This is a genomic window from Rhodococcus sp. 077-4 (assembly GCF_047782425.1).
In the GTDB taxonomy this organism is placed as follows: domain Bacteria; phylum Actinomycetota; class Actinomycetes; order Mycobacteriales; family Mycobacteriaceae; genus Rhodococcoides.
The window spans coordinates 148,079-166,209 of record NZ_JAJPWC010000004.1 but is presented as its reverse complement, the minus strand read 5'-3'; the positions used below and the strand labels follow the sequence as shown (position 1 = coordinate 166,209).

Below are 18,131 nucleotides of genomic sequence, written 5' to 3'. Positions count from 1 at the left end.
CCGGCGTGGGTCGTACGCGGACAAGGAAGTAGGAACCTCGACAATGGCACGCATCGGTGACGGTGGCGATCTGCTGAAGTGCTCCTTCTGCGGTAAGAGCCAGAAGCAGGTCAAGAAGCTCATCGCTGGACCAGGGGTGTACATCTGCGATGAGTGCATCGACCTGTGCAACGAGATCATCGAAGAGGAACTGGCCGAAGCGAGCGAAGTCAAGCTCGACGACCTTCCCAAACCCTCCGAGATCAAGGACTTTCTCGAGAACTACGTGATCGGTCAGGACGCTGCCAAGCGCACGTTGGCCGTCGCGGTCTACAACCACTACAAGCGCATTCAGGCCGGCGACAAGGCGCGCGACGTCCGTGGCGAATCCGTCGAACTGGCGAAGTCGAACATCCTGATGCTCGGACCGACGGGTTGCGGAAAGACGTACCTCGCGCAGACTCTGGCCAAAATGCTCAACGTGCCCTTCGCCATCGCCGACGCCACCGCACTGACCGAGGCCGGCTACGTGGGCGAGGATGTCGAGAACATCCTGCTCAAGCTGATCCAGGCTGCGGACTACGACGTCAAGCGCGCCGAGACCGGCATCATTTACATCGACGAGGTCGACAAGATCGCCCGCAAGAGCGAGAATCCGTCCATCACTCGCGACGTGTCCGGTGAAGGTGTCCAGCAGGCGCTGCTGAAGATTCTGGAAGGGACCCAGGCCAGCGTGCCGCCGCAGGGTGGTCGCAAGCATCCGCACCAGGAGTTCATCCAGATCGACACCACGAACGTGCTGTTCATCGTGGCCGGAGCATTTGCCGGCCTCGAGAAGATCGTCTCCGATCGTGTCGGGAAGCGCGGGCTCGGCTTCGGAGCCGAAGTTCGTTCCAAGGCCGAGATCGACACCCAGGATCATTTCGCCGAGGTGATGCCCGAGGATCTGATCAAGTTCGGTCTGATCCCCGAGTTCATCGGCCGACTGCCGATGATCGCTTCGGTGACGAACCTGGACAAGGAATCGCTCGTGACGATTCTGTCCGAGCCCAAGAATGCGCTCGTCAAGCAGTACCGTCGCCTGTTCGACATGGACGGTGTCGAGCTCGAATTCACCACCGAGGCTCTGGACGCGATCGCCGATCAAGCGATTCTTCGCGGAACCGGTGCTCGTGGACTGCGTGCCATCATGGAAGAAGTTCTGCTCCCGGTGATGTACGACATCCCGAGCCGCGACGACGTCGAGAAGGTCGTGGTGACGGCCGAGACCGTGAACGACAACGTGTTGCCGACCATCGTGCCGCGCAAGCCCGAGCGTCCTGAGCGTCGCGACAAGTCCGCCTGACGAACTGTTCGGAACAGTGAGCCCCGATCATCGCAACGATGATCGGGGCTCACTTCTGTGTTCGCCTGCCGTCAGCCGAACTATCGGTCGACGCCGCCCTCTGAGATGTGGACGCGGTCGGCGTGGGAGTAGATGTTCATCGACCGACCGCGGAGGAAGCCGATGACCGTCAGACCGGATTCGGCCGCGAGGTCGACCGCCAGCGAGGACGGGGCCGAGACCGCTGCGAGAATCGGTATTCCCGACATCACCGCCTTCTGTGCCAACTCGAACGAGGCGCGGCCGCTGACCATCAGCACCATGCCCCGCAGGGGAATTCGATCGTTCGTCACCGCCCAGCCGACCACCTTGTCGACGGCGTTGTGGCGTCCGACATCCTCACGGAGAACGAGCATCTCGCCCTCTGCGGTGAACAGGGCGGCGGCATGCAGTCCGCCGGTTGCATCGAAGACCTTCTGCGCAGCCCGCAACGTGTCGGGTAGCCCGGCGAGAGTCTCGGACGTCACCCGCGCCGAATCCGCCGCCGGTGAATGCTTGGTGCGCAATCGAATTGCGTCCAACGATCCCTTGCCGCACACCCCGCACGAGGATGTCGTGTAGAAGTTTCGTTCGACTCCGGTCTCCGGTGGAGCAACGCCCTCGGCCAGGGTGATGTCGAGGACGTTGTAGGTGTTCGCGCCCTCGTCGTCGACTCCGTCGCAGTAACGCGCCGCGGAGATGTCCGCTCCTGAGGCAATCACGCCTTCGGTGAGCAGGAAGCCGTGGGCGAGCTCGACGTCGTGGCCGGGAGTTCTCATGGTGACGGCCAGCGCCGCTCCGTCGACCCGTAACTCGAGCGGCTCCTCGACCACGAGGGTGTCCGGACGTTCGACGCGGTGCTCGCCACGAAGCCGGACCACGGGCCTGCGGGTGGTGATGCGGCCCATCAGTGCCGGATGAATTCGGGGCGACGTCGGTGACTCATTCTTCGATTGTGGACCCTGCCGTTGCGCGCCCGTCGACTCGGTGGGTCATCGCGTGCACCAGCGAGACAATTCGGGGGTGATCCACGAGGTCCTCGACCAGGACTCGTCTGCCCTCGGCGTCGGCCAACGGGATCTTCCAATTCTCGTACTGTGTTTCGTCGGTTCCGGGCTGATTCTGGATGCGGTGTTCTCCGACAGCATCGACCAGAGCGACTCCGATCAGCAAGGACGGACTGCGCTGGACGAGGCGATGCAAGGCTTCCACCGTCTCGTGGTTGTCGGCGTCGGAGTCGAGCAACCCGCGTTCGCGCGCCAGATCGAGAACGGCCTCGCGTGAGCGAGCGTCGACCTCTTTCTCGGAGTCGATATCGCGTTCGAGCAGGCCGAGACGTGACCGCAGGTCGATGTGTTCGCCGTCGAGGTATCCGGCCGTGGGCGGCAGATCGTGCGTGGTCACCGACGTCAGACACAGCCTGCGGTAGTTCTCCGGCGGGATCGGGCCCGATTCGTCGGCTTCGAACCACAGGATCGAGGTACCGAAGATGCCGCGTTCGGTCAGGTACTCCTGCACCATCGGCTCGAAGACGCCGAGATCCTCACCGACCACCACCGCACCGGCGCGCTCGGCCTCGAGGGCGAGGATGCCGATCAGCGCCTCGTGGTCGTACTCGACATACGTACCGCCACCGGCATTCTCGGCCTCCTGGGGAATCCACCACAGCCGGAACAGGCCCAGGATGTGGTCGACTCGGATGCCCCCGGCATGACGCAGAATCGTGCGCAGCATGTCGCGGTACGGGATGTAGGCCATCTCCCGGAGACGATCTGGATCCCAGGGTGGCTGGTTCCAGTTCTGGCCCTGCTGGTTGAAGTTGTCCGGCGGCGCGCCCACTGTCACGCCCGAGGCGAGCACGTCACCGAGAGCCCAGGCGTCGGCTCCACCGCGCGCCACGCCCACGGCGAGGTCGTGCATGATGCCGATGTCCATTCCCGCGTCGAGCGCGGAACGCTGCGCGGCGGCCAATTGCTCGTCGCAGATCCACTGCAGCCACATGTGGAAGTCGACGCGCTCGGCGAGCTTGGTGCGCTGCTCCAGCACGAAGTCGGTACGCGGGTGCGCGGCTCTGTCGGTCCACACCGAATCCTCGCGTCCGAACTTCTCCGCCAGGGCGCTCCACACCGCGAAATCGCGGAGTCCGGAACCCTCACGTTCGACGAAAGCACGGAATGCGGACTCGCGAGCCGGGCTGCGTTCCACTTTGTACACACGTTCCAGGGCACGCAGTTTCGCCTTGAACGTCGAGTCTCGATCCAGCTTTCTGGTTCGCTTGTTGGCCTTGTCGAACCGCTTCGCAGCGTCGCGGACCTTGCCGAACTGTTCCCGCGACAGCAGCGCGGTCTCGCGGATGTTCTCCACTCGAATGTAGAGCGAATTGAAGAAGCGGCGGGTGGTCGGTAGATACGGCGATGCCTCCACCGGTGTGGTCGGTCGGTCGGCGTGCAACGGATTGACCAGGAGGTAGTCGAATCCGTGCTCGCGACCGGCGATGTCGGCCATGTCCGCGAGGTCACCGAGATCACCGATTCCCCACGATCGTTTCGATCGCACCGAGTACAACTGGGTCAGCAAACCTGTCCGCTGGCGATCTGCCAGTTCTGCGTTGGGGGACAACGATTTCGGGGTGACAACCACGACAGTGTCCGACGTTCGGACCGTGTTGTCCTCGCTGATCGTCGTCGCGGTCAGACTGTGCCAGCCGAGTGGAGCGCTGCCGGGGATCACGAACGTGGCGCGACCGATCAGGCGGCCGTCGACCTCACGGGGATCGACCCATACGTCCGCCTGGTCCACCGCGATGGTCTCGCCGTCTTCGGAGACCATCGTGACCTCGACCGGATTACCGTGTGGCACATGCACCCACACCACGGCGTCGGTGCCCTGCGTGGCCACCACCACCGGCGGTAGCAGTCGACGCCACGGCGCGTCGTCGATATCGGCCAGTGCTCGGTCGACGTCCTCGCTCGACTCGGTCTCGTAACCGCGGGCAGCGAGCACCTGCCGTAGGGTGTCGTCGCTCACTTCGTGTTCGGTGTCGTCCCAGCCTCGGTACGAGGTCGAAGTGCCGAGTCGTCGGGCGAGAGAGCGAAGTGCCTGCGAGTAGTCCACACCGATGATCGTGCCAGCATCGACGGCCCGCGTCACCCGGGCCGGGCAGTTTCGGGCCGGCAGGGGTGGGGTAGGCGAGCCCGGATGAGGTGGACACGACAGTCGGTTTCGCTCGGTCCGGCAGTGGACGCTCTCGTGGTGTCGGCGAAGATGGCAGGCGCGGCCGCGGTTGCGTGGATCCTGGCGACCGAGGTGCTCTCGATGACGCAACCGTTTCTCGCACCGTACGCGGCGGTGTTCCTGATAGACGTGACGATCAGTCGAAGCCTGCGATCGGCGGCGGAGCAGATCGCGTCGGTGAGTGTGGGAGTACTTGTCGCCGGACTCGTCGTGGTCGTCGTCGACGACGTGAGCGTCGCCCTCGGTATCTGTGTGTTCGTCGGAGCTCTCGTCGGCCGATGGTCGAAATTCGGTACGAGCGGAATCTGGATACCGGTGACCGCGCTGCTGATGATCACCTATGGTTCGGCATCCGATCCGATCGCGTTGCTGGACAGGATCATCGAGCTCACTATCGGCGCCGCGGTGGGCTTGGCGGTCAATGCACTCGCCGCTCCGCCGCTGTACTGGAGGACATCGCAACGCGCCGTCGAATCGGTGTCGTCGACGGCGGCGACACTGTTGCGTGACGTCGCGATCGGACTGGACCCCGAGCCGGACCGATCCAGCGCGGGCGATCGGTCATCGGACTGGCGTGCGCGCAGCAATGCGGTTCGCGCCGAGGTGCAGCACGCGCAGGCCGCGTTGACGTGGACCGAGGAGAGCACCCGCGCAAACCTGCGTCGGTCGGCCGCGTCCACCCGGGTCAGCCACCGGTGGTGGACCGCGACGGTCGGTGCGATCGACTCGAGCTGGAACCACTGCAGCGAATTGGTCGACGCCGCAGCGGTCGGGCTCGACCCGGTCCCTCCGTTTCGAGCGCTCGACGACGACGTCCGGGTTGCCGGTGCCGACTTCGTTCGCGCGCTGGCCGACATCGTCGAGTGCCGGGGCGATGGGGAACGATCCCAGGCGGACGTGGCCGACAGCGCAGCGGCCGCCGAAGACGCGTTGGACGCATTCGTCGATGCCGTGGAGACGTCCGAGCAAGGATCCACGGGGGCGACGATGAGCGCAGGCAGGCTCGTGGGGCCGGCAACGGCTGCGTTGCGAGCTCTCACCTGAAGCCGTCCTCCCTCCGGCTGCGACGGTTGAAACCTGGTGCGCTGGGTAGTCTGGGTCGGCGAACGGTAAAACGACTGCTCGGCGACGATGGGAAGTGCGGATGGTTGGGGTCAGCAAGATCGAAGAACTGGAGCGAGGTTCCGGTGCACCGGTCGAGCTGAGGGTGCGCGCCGAGGCCGACCAGCTACCAGTGGTTCGTGCCGTTGCCGAAACTCTCGCGGTGCTCAGCGACTTCACGCTCGACGACATCGCCGACGTCAAGTTGGTCGTCGACGAGGTGTGTTCGCAGTTGATCAAGGGTTCGATCGCCGACGCGGAATTGTCCTGCACGTTCTCCGTGAGCGACTCCGGAATCCGAATCTTCGTCACCTCCACGCTGGCTCCGACGTCCGTGCCGAAGAAGGACAGCTTCGGCTGGCACGTGCTGCAGACCCTCACCGACACCATCGAGCTGCGCGCCGATGATGCGCTCGAGGGTGCGACTGGTCGCACGGTCGCGATCGACGTGGTCAAGCGGAGGAACACGGTCTAGTGCCTGTGCCGCACGAACGAAGCACACGGCGAGAGTCCGACGATTACAGCGACGTTGTCGCCCTCATTCAGCAGATGCAAGCGCTCGACGAGAATTCACCGCAGCGACGAGTTCTGCGCGATCGAATCATCACTCGCTGCCTTCCGCTCGCCGAACACATCGCCCGGCGCTTCGGTGGCCGCGGTGAGGCCCATGAGGACCTGCTGCAGGTCTCCCGCCTCGGGTTGGTGAACGCCGTCGACAGGTTCGACATCGAACGCGGGTCGGATTTCGTCTCGTTCGCCGTCCCCACGATCATGGGCGAGGCACGACGCTACTTCCGCGACGCAGGCTGGTCGGTTCGAGTGCCACGGCGCATGAAGGAACTGAACTCGATGATCTCGCAGGCCGTTGGCTCGTTGTCGCAGAAGCTCGGTCGAGCTCCGACCGCCAGCGAGATCGCCGCCGAACTCGGGATCGACGTCAAGGAAGCCTCCCAGGCGCTGCTGGCGCGCAGTGCGTACCAGACCGTCTCGGTCGACTCCGTGGTCAGCGAGGATCGGCTGCCGCTGATGGACACCCTCGGTGCCGACGATCCGGAACTCGAGAAGATGGAGAGCTACCTCGCGGTGCGCCCAGCACTCGAGAAGCTGCCCGAACGCGAGCGTCGAATTGTCGTTCTCCGATTCTTCGGGTCCATGACTCAGACTCAGATCGCGGAGAAGGTGGGAATTTCGCAGATGCACGTTTCGCGAATCCTGGCTCGTACGCTCGCGCAGCTGCGTGCGGATCTCGGCGAGGACTGAGGGCAGGAGTGGAGCCTACGGAATGACTCCGAGGGCAGGAGTGGAGCCTGCGGAATGACTCCGAGGGCAGGAGTGGAGCCTGCGGAATGACTCCGAGGGCCGGAGTGGAGCCTGCGGAATGACTCTGTGGGCAATGGTGGGGCCTGCGGAATGATTCGGGTGGTCTGTCGGTGAAGCTAGGCTCGGTCGATGAGCATGTACGAGAACGTCGACGAATACATCGGAGCCCGTCGGGTCACGGGTCTGGCGGTAGCGCACGATTTCTCGCGTGCGGTGATCGTGATTGCCGCACTGGATGATTCGCGAACCGAGTATCGGACTTCGTTGTGGGAGATCGATGTCGACGGCAGTTCGCCTGCCCGACGCCTCACACACGGCGAGTGGGGTGAGAGCGATCCGGTGTTCACCGCCGCAGGCGATCTGTTGTTCTCGCGTCGATCCGACAAGGACGATCCCGCGCGGCTGTGGATTCTGCCCGCCGAAGGCGGCGAGGCACGAGTGCTCGAGACTCGCTCGGCCGGGCTGACGAACATCGGAACAGCCAGCGCCGGCACCGGATTCGTCGGAGTCTCACCGGTGTTCGGCTCGTCGAGCACCGACGAGGACGACGACGCTCTGCGCACCGAACGCACAGCGAACAAGGTGGATGCGATACTGCACACCGGGGTGCCGGTTCGGTTCTGGGACCACGATCTCGGTCCCGCGACACCACACCTGTTCGTCGGGTCGGTGGATTCACCGGGGCTGCGTGATATCACCCGCGACGCAGCGGGTGGCCTGCACGAGGCGTCGTTCGATGTCAGTGCCGACGGTTCGTTCGTCGTGTCCACCTGGGCGGTGCCCGGCTCTCTGGCGACCGTGAGGACCGTGCTGGTGCGCGTCGACACGACGACGGGGGAGCGCACCACCATCGTCGACGACGCCGATGCAGATCTGGGAGCGCCGGCAGTGTCGCCCGACGGAAAGTCCGTCGTGTTCGTCCGTGAATCACTCTCCACTCCGGAGAACGCACCTCGAATGACGTTGCAGCAGTACGATTTCGGCACTTCTTCGGTCTCCGATCTCGCGCCCGACTGGGATCGGTGGCCGATCGACCCCGTGTGGCTGCCGGATGGATCGGGGGTGCTGGTCACTGCGGACGACGACGGCTGCTCACCGATCTTCGTCGTCCGCGAGGGTGAGCCGCCGCGTCGACTGACGAACACGAACGACGCGTACACCCACGTTCACATGTCCTCGGACGGAACCAGGGTGGTGGCACTGGCCGCGTCGTACCTGGCCGCCCCGCATCCGGTCTCCGTCGACCTGGCCGACGGTACCGTCGTCGATCTCGACACCGCGATCGAACCGAGCCCCTTGCCGGGAACGCTGACCGAGGTCGACACCATCGTCGACGACGGTGCTCGGGTACGCGGCTGGCTGGCTCTGCCCGCCGACGCTTCGGAGGCTGCACCCGCACCGCTGCTGCTCTGGGTGCACGGCGGCCCGCTCAGCTCGTGGAACACGTGGTCGTGGCGGTGGAATCCGTGGCTGATGGTCGCGCAGGGGTACGCGGTACTGCTGCCGGATCCAGCCCTGTCCACCGGCTACGGCCAGGAGTTCGTGCAGCGCGGTTGGGGAGCGTGGGGCAAGGCCCCGTTCACCGATCTGATGGCGTTGACCGACGTCGCCGCCGAGCGAGCCGACATCGACGACACCCGCACCGCGGCGATGGGCGGATCCTTCGGCGGCTACATGGCCAACTGGATCGCCGGCCACACCGACCGGTTCGACGCCATCGTCACCCACGCGAGCCTGTGGGCAATGGATCAGTTCGGGCCCACCACCGATGCGCCGTACTACTGGGTGCGAGAGATGTCTCCGGAGATGGCCGTGGAGAACTCTCCGCACCTGTTCGTCGCGGACATCGCGACGCCGATGCTGGTCATCCACGGCGACAAGGACTATCGCGTGCCGATCGGCGAGGGCCTGAGGCTGTGGTACGAGTTGCTCAGCGAATCGGGCCTGCCCGCCGACGACGAGGGCAGGACCGACCATCGTTTCCTCTATTTCCCGGCGGAGAACCACTGGATTCTGAGTCCCCAGCACGCCAAGGTCTGGTACGAGGTGGTGCTCGCATTCCTGGCCGAGCACGTGCTGGGCGAGAGGGTGTCGATGCCGCGAATCCTCGGCCACTAGAATCGACCGGTGACCAGTTCAGCGCCAGAGACCCCCGACAACCCAGCAGACCGTTTGCCCAAGAACTGGGACCCGAGCGAGGTAGAGGCCGAGCTGTATCGGGGTTGGGTCGACGCCGGCTACTTCGAGGCCGACGCCACCAGCGGCAAGCCGCCCTACTCCATCGTGCTGCCCCCGCCCAACGTCACGGGCAGCCTGCACATGGGCCACGCCCTCGACCACACGTTGATGGACGCGCTGAGCCGTCGCAAGCGGATGCTCGGGTACGAGGTGCTGTGGTTGCCGGGCATGGACCATGCGGGCATCGCCACGCAATCCGTCGTGGAGAAGCAACTCGCCGCCGACGGAAAGACCAAGGAAGAGTTCGGCCGCGAGCTGTTCATCGACAAGGTCTGGGACTGGAAGCGCGAATCCGGCGGAACCATCGGTGGGCAGATGCGGCGCATCGGCGACGGTGTCGACTGGAGCCGAGAGCGATTCACCATGGACGACGGCTTGTCCGAGGCCGTGCAGACCATGTTCAAGCGGATGTTCGACGACGGCCTGATCTACCGCGCCGAGCGACTGGTGAACTGGTCGCCGGTGCTGCAGACCGCCATCTCCGACATCGAGGTCAAGTTCGAGGATGTCGAGGGCGAACTCGTGTCGCTGCGATACGGTTCGCTCGACGATTCCGAGCCGCACGTGATCGTTGCGACCACTCGGGTGGAAACGATGCTCGGCGACACCGCAGTTGCGGTTCACCCGGACGACGAGCGGTACAGAGCTCTCGTCGGCACCACTCTGGAGCACCCGTTCACCGGCCGGCAGATCCCGATCATCGCCGACGATTACGTCGACCCCGAATTCGGTACCGGCGCGGTGAAGATCACCCCGGCTCACGACCCCAACGACTTCGAGATGGGCGTGCGGCACTCGTTGCCGATGCCCTCGATCATGGACAAGGCCGGCCGAATCGCCGATACCGGAACTCAATTCGACGGTATGGACCGGTTCGAGGCACGAGTGAAGGTGCGTGAAGCGCTGGCCGAACAGGGCCGCGTCGTCGCCGAGAAGCGTCCCTACCTACACAGCGTGGGTCACTCCGAGCGCAGCGGTGAGCCGATCGAACCGCGTCTGTCGCTGCAGTGGTGGGTCAAGGTCGACACCCTCGCGAAGGCGGCCGGTGACGCAGTGCGCAACGGCGACACAGTGATTCACCCCAAGAGTCAAGAACCGCGCTGGTTCGCCTGGGTCGACAACATGCACGACTGGTGCATCTCGCGTCAGCTCTGGTGGGGTCACCGAATCCCGATCTGGTACGGACCCGAGGGGGAGACCGTCTGCCTCGGGCCGGGGGAGAGCGCGCCCGAGGGCTGGGAGCAGGATCCCGACGTCCTCGACACCTGGTTCTCGTCCGGGCTGTGGCCCTTCTCGACGATGGGGTGGCCCGACGCCACGGCCGATCTCGAGAAGTTCTATCCCACCGGCGTTCTCGTCACCGGGTACGACATCCTGTTCTTCTGGGTCGCCCGCATGATGATGTTCGGCACCTATGTCGGGGCCGACGACGCGATCACCGCAGGCAAGCAGGGGCCGCAGGTTCCGTTCCGAGACGTGTTCCTGCACGGCTTGATTCGCGACCAGTTCGGCAAGAAGATGTCGAAGTCTCGGGGCAACGGAATCGACCCGCTCGACTGGGTCGATCGGTTCGGAGCCGATGCGCTGCGCTTCACGCTCGCGCGGGGGGCGAACCCCGGCGTCGACATGTCCGTCGGCGAGGATCACGCGCAGTCGTCGCGCAACTTCGCCAACAAGTTGTTCAACGCCACCAAGTTCGCGCTGATGAACGGCGCGGCCCCGGCCGATCTGCCCGCGCGCGCCGAGTTGACCGACGCCGACCGCTGGATCCTGGACCGGCTCGAACAGGTTCGGGCAGAAGTGGATTCGGCGTTCGATCGCTACGAGTTCAGCAAGGCCTGCGAAGCGCTCTACCACTTCGCCTGGGACGAGGTCTGTGACTGGTACCTCGAGATCGCCAAGGTGCAGTTCGCCGACGACGCCATCGCGGCTACCACGCGCGGAGTTCTCGGAAACGTCCTCGACGCTCTGCTGCGCCTGCTGCATCCGGTGATTCCGTTCGTCACCGAGACGCTGTGGAAGGTGCTCACCGGCGGCGAGTCGCTGGTGATCGCGGCGTGGCCCACCCCCGCCGCCGAGCCACTCGATCCTGTTGCGGCGCAACGGATCGAGGATATGCAGCGGCTCATCACCGAGATTCGCCGGTTCCGCAGCGACCAGGGTCTCAAGCCCTCGCAGAAGGTTGCTGCTCGCATCGTCGGAGTATCCGAATCCGATCTGGACGGGCAGATCTCGGCGGTCACCTCGCTGGCTCGACTGACCGAGCCCGCCGAGGACTTCGCCGCCACGGCCTCGGTCGAGGTGCGCCTGAGCAAGGCCACCGTGGTCGTCGAACTCGATACCTCGGGCACCGTGGACCTCGTCGCCGAACGCGCTCGGCTGGTCAAGGATCTGGCCGCCGCCGAGAAGGAATTGGCGCAGACGACCGGCAAGCTCGGCAACGAGGCATTCCTTGCCAAGGCGCCGGATGCGGTGGTGGACAAGATCAGAACCCGCCAGACGATCGCAGGCGAAGAGATCGCACGCATCTCGGCGCGGCTCGAATCGATGGGAACCTAAGTGACCGAACCCGACGACGCCCTGCCGGTCGCGCCACCGAGTCCGGTCGATCTGGCCGAACTCGCGCTCGTGGAGGCCGAGCTCGACAAGCGTTGGCCCGAAACGAAGATCGAGCCGTCCACGGCTCGGATTTCGGCGCTGATGGACTTGCTCGGCTCGCCGCAGAAGGCATATCCGTCGATCCACGTCGCAGGCACCAACGGCAAGACCTCGGTGACCCGAATGATCGACGCATTGCTCACCGCATTCCATCGACGCACGGGCCGCACCACCAGCCCACACCTGCAGCTGGCTACCGAGCGGATCAGCATCGACGGCCGTCCGATTTCGCCACGTCTCTACGTCGACACCTACAACGAGATCGCACCCTTCGTGGACATGATCGACGCGCAGTCCGAGGCGGCAGGCGGTCCTCGAATGAGCAAGTTCGAGGTGGTGACCGCCATGGCGTTCGCGGCGTTCGCCGAGGCCCCGGTGGAGGTTGCCGTCATCGAGGTCGGACTCGGCGGCCGTTGGGACGCCACCAACGTCGTCGACGGTGAGGTTGCCGTCGTCACCCCGATAGGCCTCGATCACGTCGAGTTCCTCGGTGACGACCTCGCGGGAATCGCGAAGGAGAAGGCCGGAATCATCAAGAAGGCACCGGAATCGCTGGTGCCGCGCGACACCGTCGCAATCCTGGCGAAGCAGGAGCCCGAGGTGTCCGAGGTTCTGCTGCGGGCGGCTGTGCAGGCGGACGCTGCGGTGGCGCGGGCCGGATCGGAATTCACCGTGCTCGGCAGGCAGATCGCCGTGGGCGGCCAGCAGCTGGAGCTGCAGGGGCTCGGCGGGGTCTACACCGACGTCTTCCTCCCACTGCACGGCGAACATCAGGCGCACAATGCCTCGCTCGCACTCGCGGCAGTCGAGGCGTTCTTCGGTGCCGGGCCGGATCGCCAACTCGATCAGGACACCGTGCGCGCTGCCTTCGCAACGATCGTCAATCCGGGTCGGCTCGAGCGCGTACGCAACGCTCCTACCGTTTTTCTGGACGCCGCGCACAATCCGCACGGGGCAGCTGCCCTCGCAGCAGCCCTCACCGACGAGTTCGACTTCCGCAAACTCGTCGGAGTGGTGAGCGTCATGGCGGACAAGGACGTCGGAGCCATCCTCGACGCATTGGAACCGGTGTTCGACGACATCGTCGTCACCCACAACGGGTCGGCGCGCGCCATGGACGTCGATGCGCTGGCCGATATCGCGGTGGCCAAATTCGGCGACGAACGCGTCGTGGTGGCGTCGACCCTGCCCGACGCGTTGGAGACGGCGATCGGTTTGGCCGAGGAAGTCGCCGAGCCGGGGGAGGCTGTCTCCGGTGCCGGAGTGGTCGTCACCGGCTCCGTGGTGACAGTCGGCGCCGCTCGTACCCTGTTCGGAAAGGACCCCGCGTGAGCGAGGCAGAGTTCAGACCACCCACGACCGACCCGTGGAAGGGTTTCCGCGGCGTCGTGGCCGGGACGCTCGTGCTCGAGGCCATCGTGACATTGCTCGCGCTACCCGTGGTGGCGACCCTCGGCGGCGGTGCGACCTGGTTCTCGACGACCTACATCGTGGCGCTGGCCGTGGTGATGATTCTCGCTGCAGGCAAGCAGGGGGAACCGTGGGCGATGAAGCTCAATCTCGGTCTTCAGCTGTTCGTGCTGGCCGGGGCGGTGTTCCACCTCTCCATCGGTGCGGTCGGGTTGATCTTCATCGCGGTCTGGCTGTATCTGCTGTACCTGCGCCGGGACATCACCGAGCGGATTCGACGCGGGATGCTGCCGGGCCAGCGCGACTGAGGAGGGAACCCGTCGATTTCGGCGATGCGACGCGCGGCACCGTGCCTTGTTCCATTACTGTCGTCTTTCGTGACCGACCGCACCCTTGTACTGATCAAGCCCGACGGAGTTGCCCGACGTTACGTAGGAGAGATCCTCGGCCGCGTGGAGAAGAAGGGTCTGAGCATCGTCGCACTCGAGCTCAAGACCGTCTCCCGTGAATTGGCCTCGGCTCACTATGCGGAGCACGAGAGCAAGCCGTTCTTCCCCGAACTCCTCGAGTTCATCACTTCCGGTCCGGTGGTGGCCGCAGTTCTCGAAGGACCTCGCGCCATCGCGGCCTTCCGCCAGATCGCAGGCGGCACCGACCCGGTGGCCAAGGCGGTTCCCGGCACCATCCGTGGCGACCTCGCGCTCGACGGTCAGCAGAACCTGGTGCACGGATCGGATTCCGTGGAATCGGCCGAGCGCGAGATCGCACTCTGGTTCCCCGGCCTGGCCTGACTGCTCCACCCGAGAACGAAAGCAACGCGTCCGCGCAGCCACGCCGCATCCGCTCGGTACCCGATCGGAGCGGCGTGGCAAGTACGCATCACCGCGTGTGGGATACTCGACTACAGATCGACTCCATTGCGCCAACACGCACAGGTTTCATGCTCCACCGAAGTCACGGCTTCACCGAAGTTCGCACGACCGGTGTGGTGGATTCGATCGGATGACTTGTCGTCTATCCGCTGCCCGTCATCGCAGATGCTCGAACGAGAGACAGGCTCGTTCGCGTTCTTGCTTGATGATCAGGCGCTCGGATCGCCGGTACACCACCATCCAGCCAGGCACTGCACACGCTGTCGTCGACCACCGAGAACTACGAGGTGGTCATCGGCTCGGGTGCGGAGCGAGACCGAACAGCTGACGTCCAAACGACGTGAGTACACAAGGATTGCCCTCGCGTGGCCGCGTCACACCCGAATTCGGATGGACGCGCCCGGGGGCCCGAGGAGACTACGTGGCCGATCAAAGCCCGCCCGAAGATGTACAGAACGCAAACGCTGGAGGATCGGAGACCGACGACGCGGTGTCGTCGGCGCAACCCGACACCATCGAGTTGCCGACCCGACTGCGTGTTCACGCCCTGGCCAAGATTCTGGGTGTCACCAGCAAGCAGTTGCTGGTCACTCTCGGTGAACTCGGCATCGAAGCGCGCAGCGCGCAGTCGAGCCTGAGCCGTGACGTCGCGGAGTCCGTGCGCGATTCGGTCAACGCGCCCGCAGCGCTGACTATCGATCCGTCGGCTGCGGAGCAGTCGGAGCCCGTTGAGGTGCCGCCCGCCGAGGTGCCCGTGGCCGAGACCCCGTGGTCCGAGCCGCAGCTCTTCACCAGCGCGCCTGCTCCTGAGCTGGACGCTCCCCAGCCCGCGGCCGTGACCGACGAACCCGTGGCAACGACAGACCAGCCCACAGCGACGACGTTCACGACCCCGCTGTTTCTGCAGCCCGCCGCCGTCGATGCCGGCGCACCGGACACTGCGGAGTCACCGGCCGAGCCCCCGGCTCGCCGTCGCCGCAGTCGCAAGGCCGCGCCCAAGGACGAGGTGGCAAACACCGGCAGCGACGCCGACGCCGGTGAATCCACGTCCGTAACGTCGTCGAAAACCACCGAGGCCGAGCTCCCGGCATCGCCGGGCGGCCAGTTCGCGTTCTCGGATTCCGAAGAGTCGGCTGCCTCGGACAGCGCAGAGAACTCGGACAGTGCGGACAACCCGAGCGACGGTGACAGCGACGACGATCAGTCCCAGCCTCGACGCCGTCGTCGCGGACGCCGTGGCCGCGGCCGTGGCCGTGGCGAGCAGTCCTCGGACGAGTCGACCGACGACTCGGACGACGATTCCGAGGGCGACGACAACGCCGAGGCGACCGATTCCACCGATACCGAGACGTCCGACAACGCCGAGGCCGAGTCGGACGAATCCTCGGCAAACGACGAGCGGCAGTCGAGTTCGGGGCGACGTTCGCGTCGATCACGCACTCGCAACCGCACCTCCGACCGGCAGAACTCGGACTCGAACGAATCATCGGACGACACGGCCGCCGCGGATTCCTCGGCAGAGGACAGCGAAGACGACTCCGATTCCGGTGTCCAGGACAATTACGACGACTCGGACGGTGGTTCGGACGGAGACGGCTCGAGTCGTCGCCGCCGTCGCCGTCGACGCCGCAAGACCGGAGCCGAGGCAGCCGCCGAGGGGGCGTCGTCCGAGGACGATCCGCCCAACACGGTGGTGCACGAGCGGGAGCCGCGCAACAAGAGCCGTGCTCCGCGGGACGAGGTCCAGGGCATCTCCGGTTCGACGCGACTCGAAGCGAAGCGTCAACGTCGCCGCGACGGGCGTGACGCAGGTCGTCGTCGTCCGCCGATCCTGACCGAGTCCGAATTCTTGGCGCGTCGCGAGTCGGTCGACCGTGTGATGGTCGTGCGCGAGAAGGCGACGCCGGATCACCCGCTGACCACACAGGTCGCCGTCCTCGAAGACGGTGTGCTCGTCGAGCACTTCGTGACCAGCAGTGCCACCGCCTCGATGGTCGGCAACGTCTACCTGGGCCGCGTACAGAACGTGCTGCCCAGCATGGAAGCCGCGTTCATCGACATCGGCCGTGGCCGCAACGGTGTGCTGTACGCGGGTGAGGTCAACTGGGACGCAGCCGGACTGGGCGGAAGCGCGCGCAAGATCGAGCAGGCCCTCAAGCCGGGCGATCAGGTTCTGGTGCAGGTCAGCAAGGACCCGGTGGGTCACAAGGGTGCTCGCCTGACAACACAGCTGTCGTTGGCCGGACGATTCCTCGTCTACGTTCCCGGTGGCAGCTCCACCGGCATCAGCCGCAAGTTGCCCGACACCGAGCGCAAGCGTCTCAAGGAGATTCTCCGAGACATCGTGCCTCCCGAGGCGGGCGTCATCATTCGCACCGCGGCCGAGGGCGTCAGCGAAGAAGAACTCGCACGCGACGTCACTCGACTGCAGGCACAGTGGGCGAGCATCGAAGAGCGCTCGGCCAACGCCGAAACCGGCAAGGGCGTCCAGCCGCAGACGCTGTACGAAGAGCCCGACATGCTGGTCAAGGTCATCCGTGACCTGTTCAACGAGGACTTCTCCAAGCTGGTCATCGAGGGCGACAAGGCATGGGCGACGACGTCCAACTACGTCGAGACCGTGGCACCGGACATGATGGAGCGGCTGCACAGGTACGAGTCGGACGGCAGTTCCGTCGACGTCTTCGCTGCACACCGCATCGACGAGCAGTTGGCCAAGGCCCTCGATCGCAAGGTCTGGCTGCCCTCGGGCGGCACCCTGGTGATCGACCGCACCGAGGCAATGACCGTCGTCGACGTCAACACCGGCAAGTTCACCGGTTCGGGCGGCAACCTCGAAGAGACGGTCACCCGTAACAACATCGAGGCCGCGGAGGAAGTCGTCCGGCAGATGCGTCTGCGCGACATCGGCGGCATGATCGTCGTCGACTTCATCGACATGGTGCTCGAGTCCAACCGCGATCTTGTGCTGCGGCGTCTCACCGAGTCGCTGGGCCGTGACCGGACCCGTCACCAGGTTTCCGAGGTGACCTCGCTCGGACTGGTGCAGATGACGCGCAAGAAGCTCGGCACCGGTCTGGTCGAGGCGTTCTCCACCACGTGTGAGCACTGCCAGGGTCGCGGGATCATCGTGCATCCGTTCCCCATCGACGCCAAGCCGGACAACGACGGCGGCGGTAGGTCCAACCCGGCGCGCTCGGAGTCGAGCGCTCCGGGCAGCAGCAGGCGTCGACGCGGCAAGGACAACAAGGCCGACGGCAACGACAGGTCCGAAGGCAACGAGCGGAACGCATCGAACTCTCAGTCCGGTTCGTCGGACGGACACGACCATCCTGTGGTCGATCCGTCGATCAAGCGGGCGCATCCTGTGGCCCTGGCCATGGCTGCGCACCACGACGATGTGGTGGCCGACGTGAGCCCGGCCGACGTCGAAACTGCGCCTGCGGCCGCAACGGCCGACGGCGAACCCACGGTCACCGTGGTGTCAGCCGAAGACGTGGACGTTGCGGCATCCACGGTCGTCGACGCAGAGACGAACGTCACTGCAGCCGACGAGGTCACCGAGACTCCGGCAGACCGGCCCTCTGTGGACACGTCCGTTTCCTCGGAACCGGTGGCACCCAAGGCTCGGCGCGGTCGCCGGGTTGCCCGCAAGGCTGCCGCGCCTACCGGCACGAGTCCCGACGCAGGCATGGTCATCGTGGTTCCTGCCGTGGACAACTCGGCGGAGGCCGCATCGCCCGACCAGGCAGGGGCGGCTTCCGACGAGGTGGCGGCACCGCTCACCTCGGCGGCCGAGCAGTCCGTCGAGCCGGTCGAGGTACCTGCGGCACGGCCTCGAAGGCGGCGCGCAGCTGCGCGGCCTGCAGGTCCGCCGGTGGACATCGATGCCTAGCGATCGAGGCAGTTTGACCCTGGCCGTCTCTCTGCCGTAACCTTGATAAGTCGCTCCCGGT

12 protein-coding genes are annotated in these 18,131 nt (G+C 65.5%); 10 read left to right on the top strand and 2 right to left on the bottom strand.

What is annotated here, in order from left to right; genetic code table 11:
- Positions 1-43: 43 nt before the first annotated feature.
- The gene (gene clpX, locus ACNEOT_RS21180) at positions 44-1,324 is read left to right on the top strand and encodes an ATP-dependent Clp protease ATP-binding subunit ClpX (RefSeq protein ID WP_415976585.1); all 1,281 of its coding nucleotides are present in this window, start codon (positions 44-46) and stop codon (positions 1,322-1,324) included.
- 80 nt (positions 1,325-1,404) lie between these two features.
- On the opposite strand, the gene fdhD is transcribed toward clpX, so the two are convergent.
- Together fdhD and malQ are read right to left on the bottom strand one after the other, a co-directional pair.
- Positions 1,405-2,250 carry a formate dehydrogenase accessory sulfurtransferase FdhD gene (gene fdhD / locus ACNEOT_RS21175; protein WP_415976584.1) on the bottom strand — a complete coding sequence of 282 codons (846 nt, stop codon included), beginning with the start codon at positions 2,248-2,250 and terminating at the stop codon, positions 1,405-1,407.
- A 34-nt stretch (positions 2,251-2,284) separates the two neighbouring features.
- Positions 2,285-4,456, bottom strand: coding sequence for a 4-alpha-glucanotransferase (gene malQ, locus ACNEOT_RS21170; protein WP_415976583.1), 2,172 nt, complete (start codon positions 4,454-4,456; stop codon positions 2,285-2,287).
- A gap of 84 nt (positions 4,457-4,540) precedes the next feature.
- Between malQ and ACNEOT_RS21165 the strand changes: the two genes are divergently transcribed.
- The 9 genes from ACNEOT_RS21165 (at position 4,541) to ACNEOT_RS21125 (ending at position 18,070) form a co-directional block, all read left to right on the top strand.
- On the top strand, positions 4,541-5,620 hold the full coding sequence (locus tag ACNEOT_RS21165; RefSeq protein WP_415976582.1) for an FUSC family protein: 1,080 nt from the start codon (positions 4,541-4,543) through the stop codon (positions 5,618-5,620).
- Between the two features lie 100 nt (positions 5,621-5,720).
- Positions 5,721-6,152 (top strand): ATP-binding protein, encoded by a 432-nt coding sequence (locus ACNEOT_RS21160; RefSeq protein WP_415976581.1) that lies wholly within the window; start codon positions 5,721-5,723, stop codon positions 6,150-6,152.
- Positions 6,152-6,937 (top strand): SigB/SigF/SigG family RNA polymerase sigma factor, encoded by a 786-nt coding sequence (locus tag ACNEOT_RS21155; protein ID WP_415976580.1) that lies wholly within the window; start codon positions 6,152-6,154, stop codon positions 6,935-6,937. The genes ACNEOT_RS21160 and ACNEOT_RS21155 overlap by 1 nt, the downstream gene beginning before the upstream one ends.
- 189 nt (positions 6,938-7,126) lie before the next feature.
- Positions 7,127-9,115 carry an alpha/beta fold hydrolase gene (locus ACNEOT_RS21150; RefSeq protein WP_415976579.1) on the top strand — a complete coding sequence of 663 codons (1,989 nt, stop codon included), beginning with the start codon at positions 7,127-7,129 and terminating at the stop codon, positions 9,113-9,115.
- Between the two features lie 9 nt (positions 9,116-9,124).
- The gene (locus ACNEOT_RS21145; protein ID WP_415976578.1) at positions 9,125-11,794 is read left to right on the top strand and encodes a valine--tRNA ligase; all 2,670 of its coding nucleotides are present in this window, start codon (positions 9,125-9,127) and stop codon (positions 11,792-11,794) included.
- Positions 11,795-13,225 (top strand): bifunctional tetrahydrofolate synthase/dihydrofolate synthase, encoded by a 1,431-nt coding sequence (folC, locus tag ACNEOT_RS21140; protein ID WP_415976577.1) that lies wholly within the window; start codon positions 11,795-11,797, stop codon positions 13,223-13,225.
- Positions 13,222-13,611: a DUF4233 domain-containing protein gene (locus ACNEOT_RS21135; protein ID WP_415976576.1), complete on the top strand. Its 390-nt coding sequence runs from the start codon at positions 13,222-13,224 to the stop codon at positions 13,609-13,611. Before folC ends, ACNEOT_RS21135 begins: the two co-directional genes overlap by 4 nt.
- 69 nt (positions 13,612-13,680) lie before the next feature.
- Positions 13,681-14,094, top strand: a complete 414-nt coding sequence (ndk, locus tag ACNEOT_RS21130) for a nucleoside-diphosphate kinase (RefSeq protein WP_032394582.1) — start codon at positions 13,681-13,683, stop codon at positions 14,092-14,094.
- A gap of 502 nt (positions 14,095-14,596) precedes the next feature.
- A complete protein-coding gene (locus ACNEOT_RS21125) occupies positions 14,597-18,070 on the top strand; it encodes a translation initiation factor IF-2 N-terminal domain-containing protein (protein WP_415976575.1) in 3,474 nt (1,157 codons plus the stop codon).
- Positions 18,071-18,131: the final 61 nt, after the last annotated feature.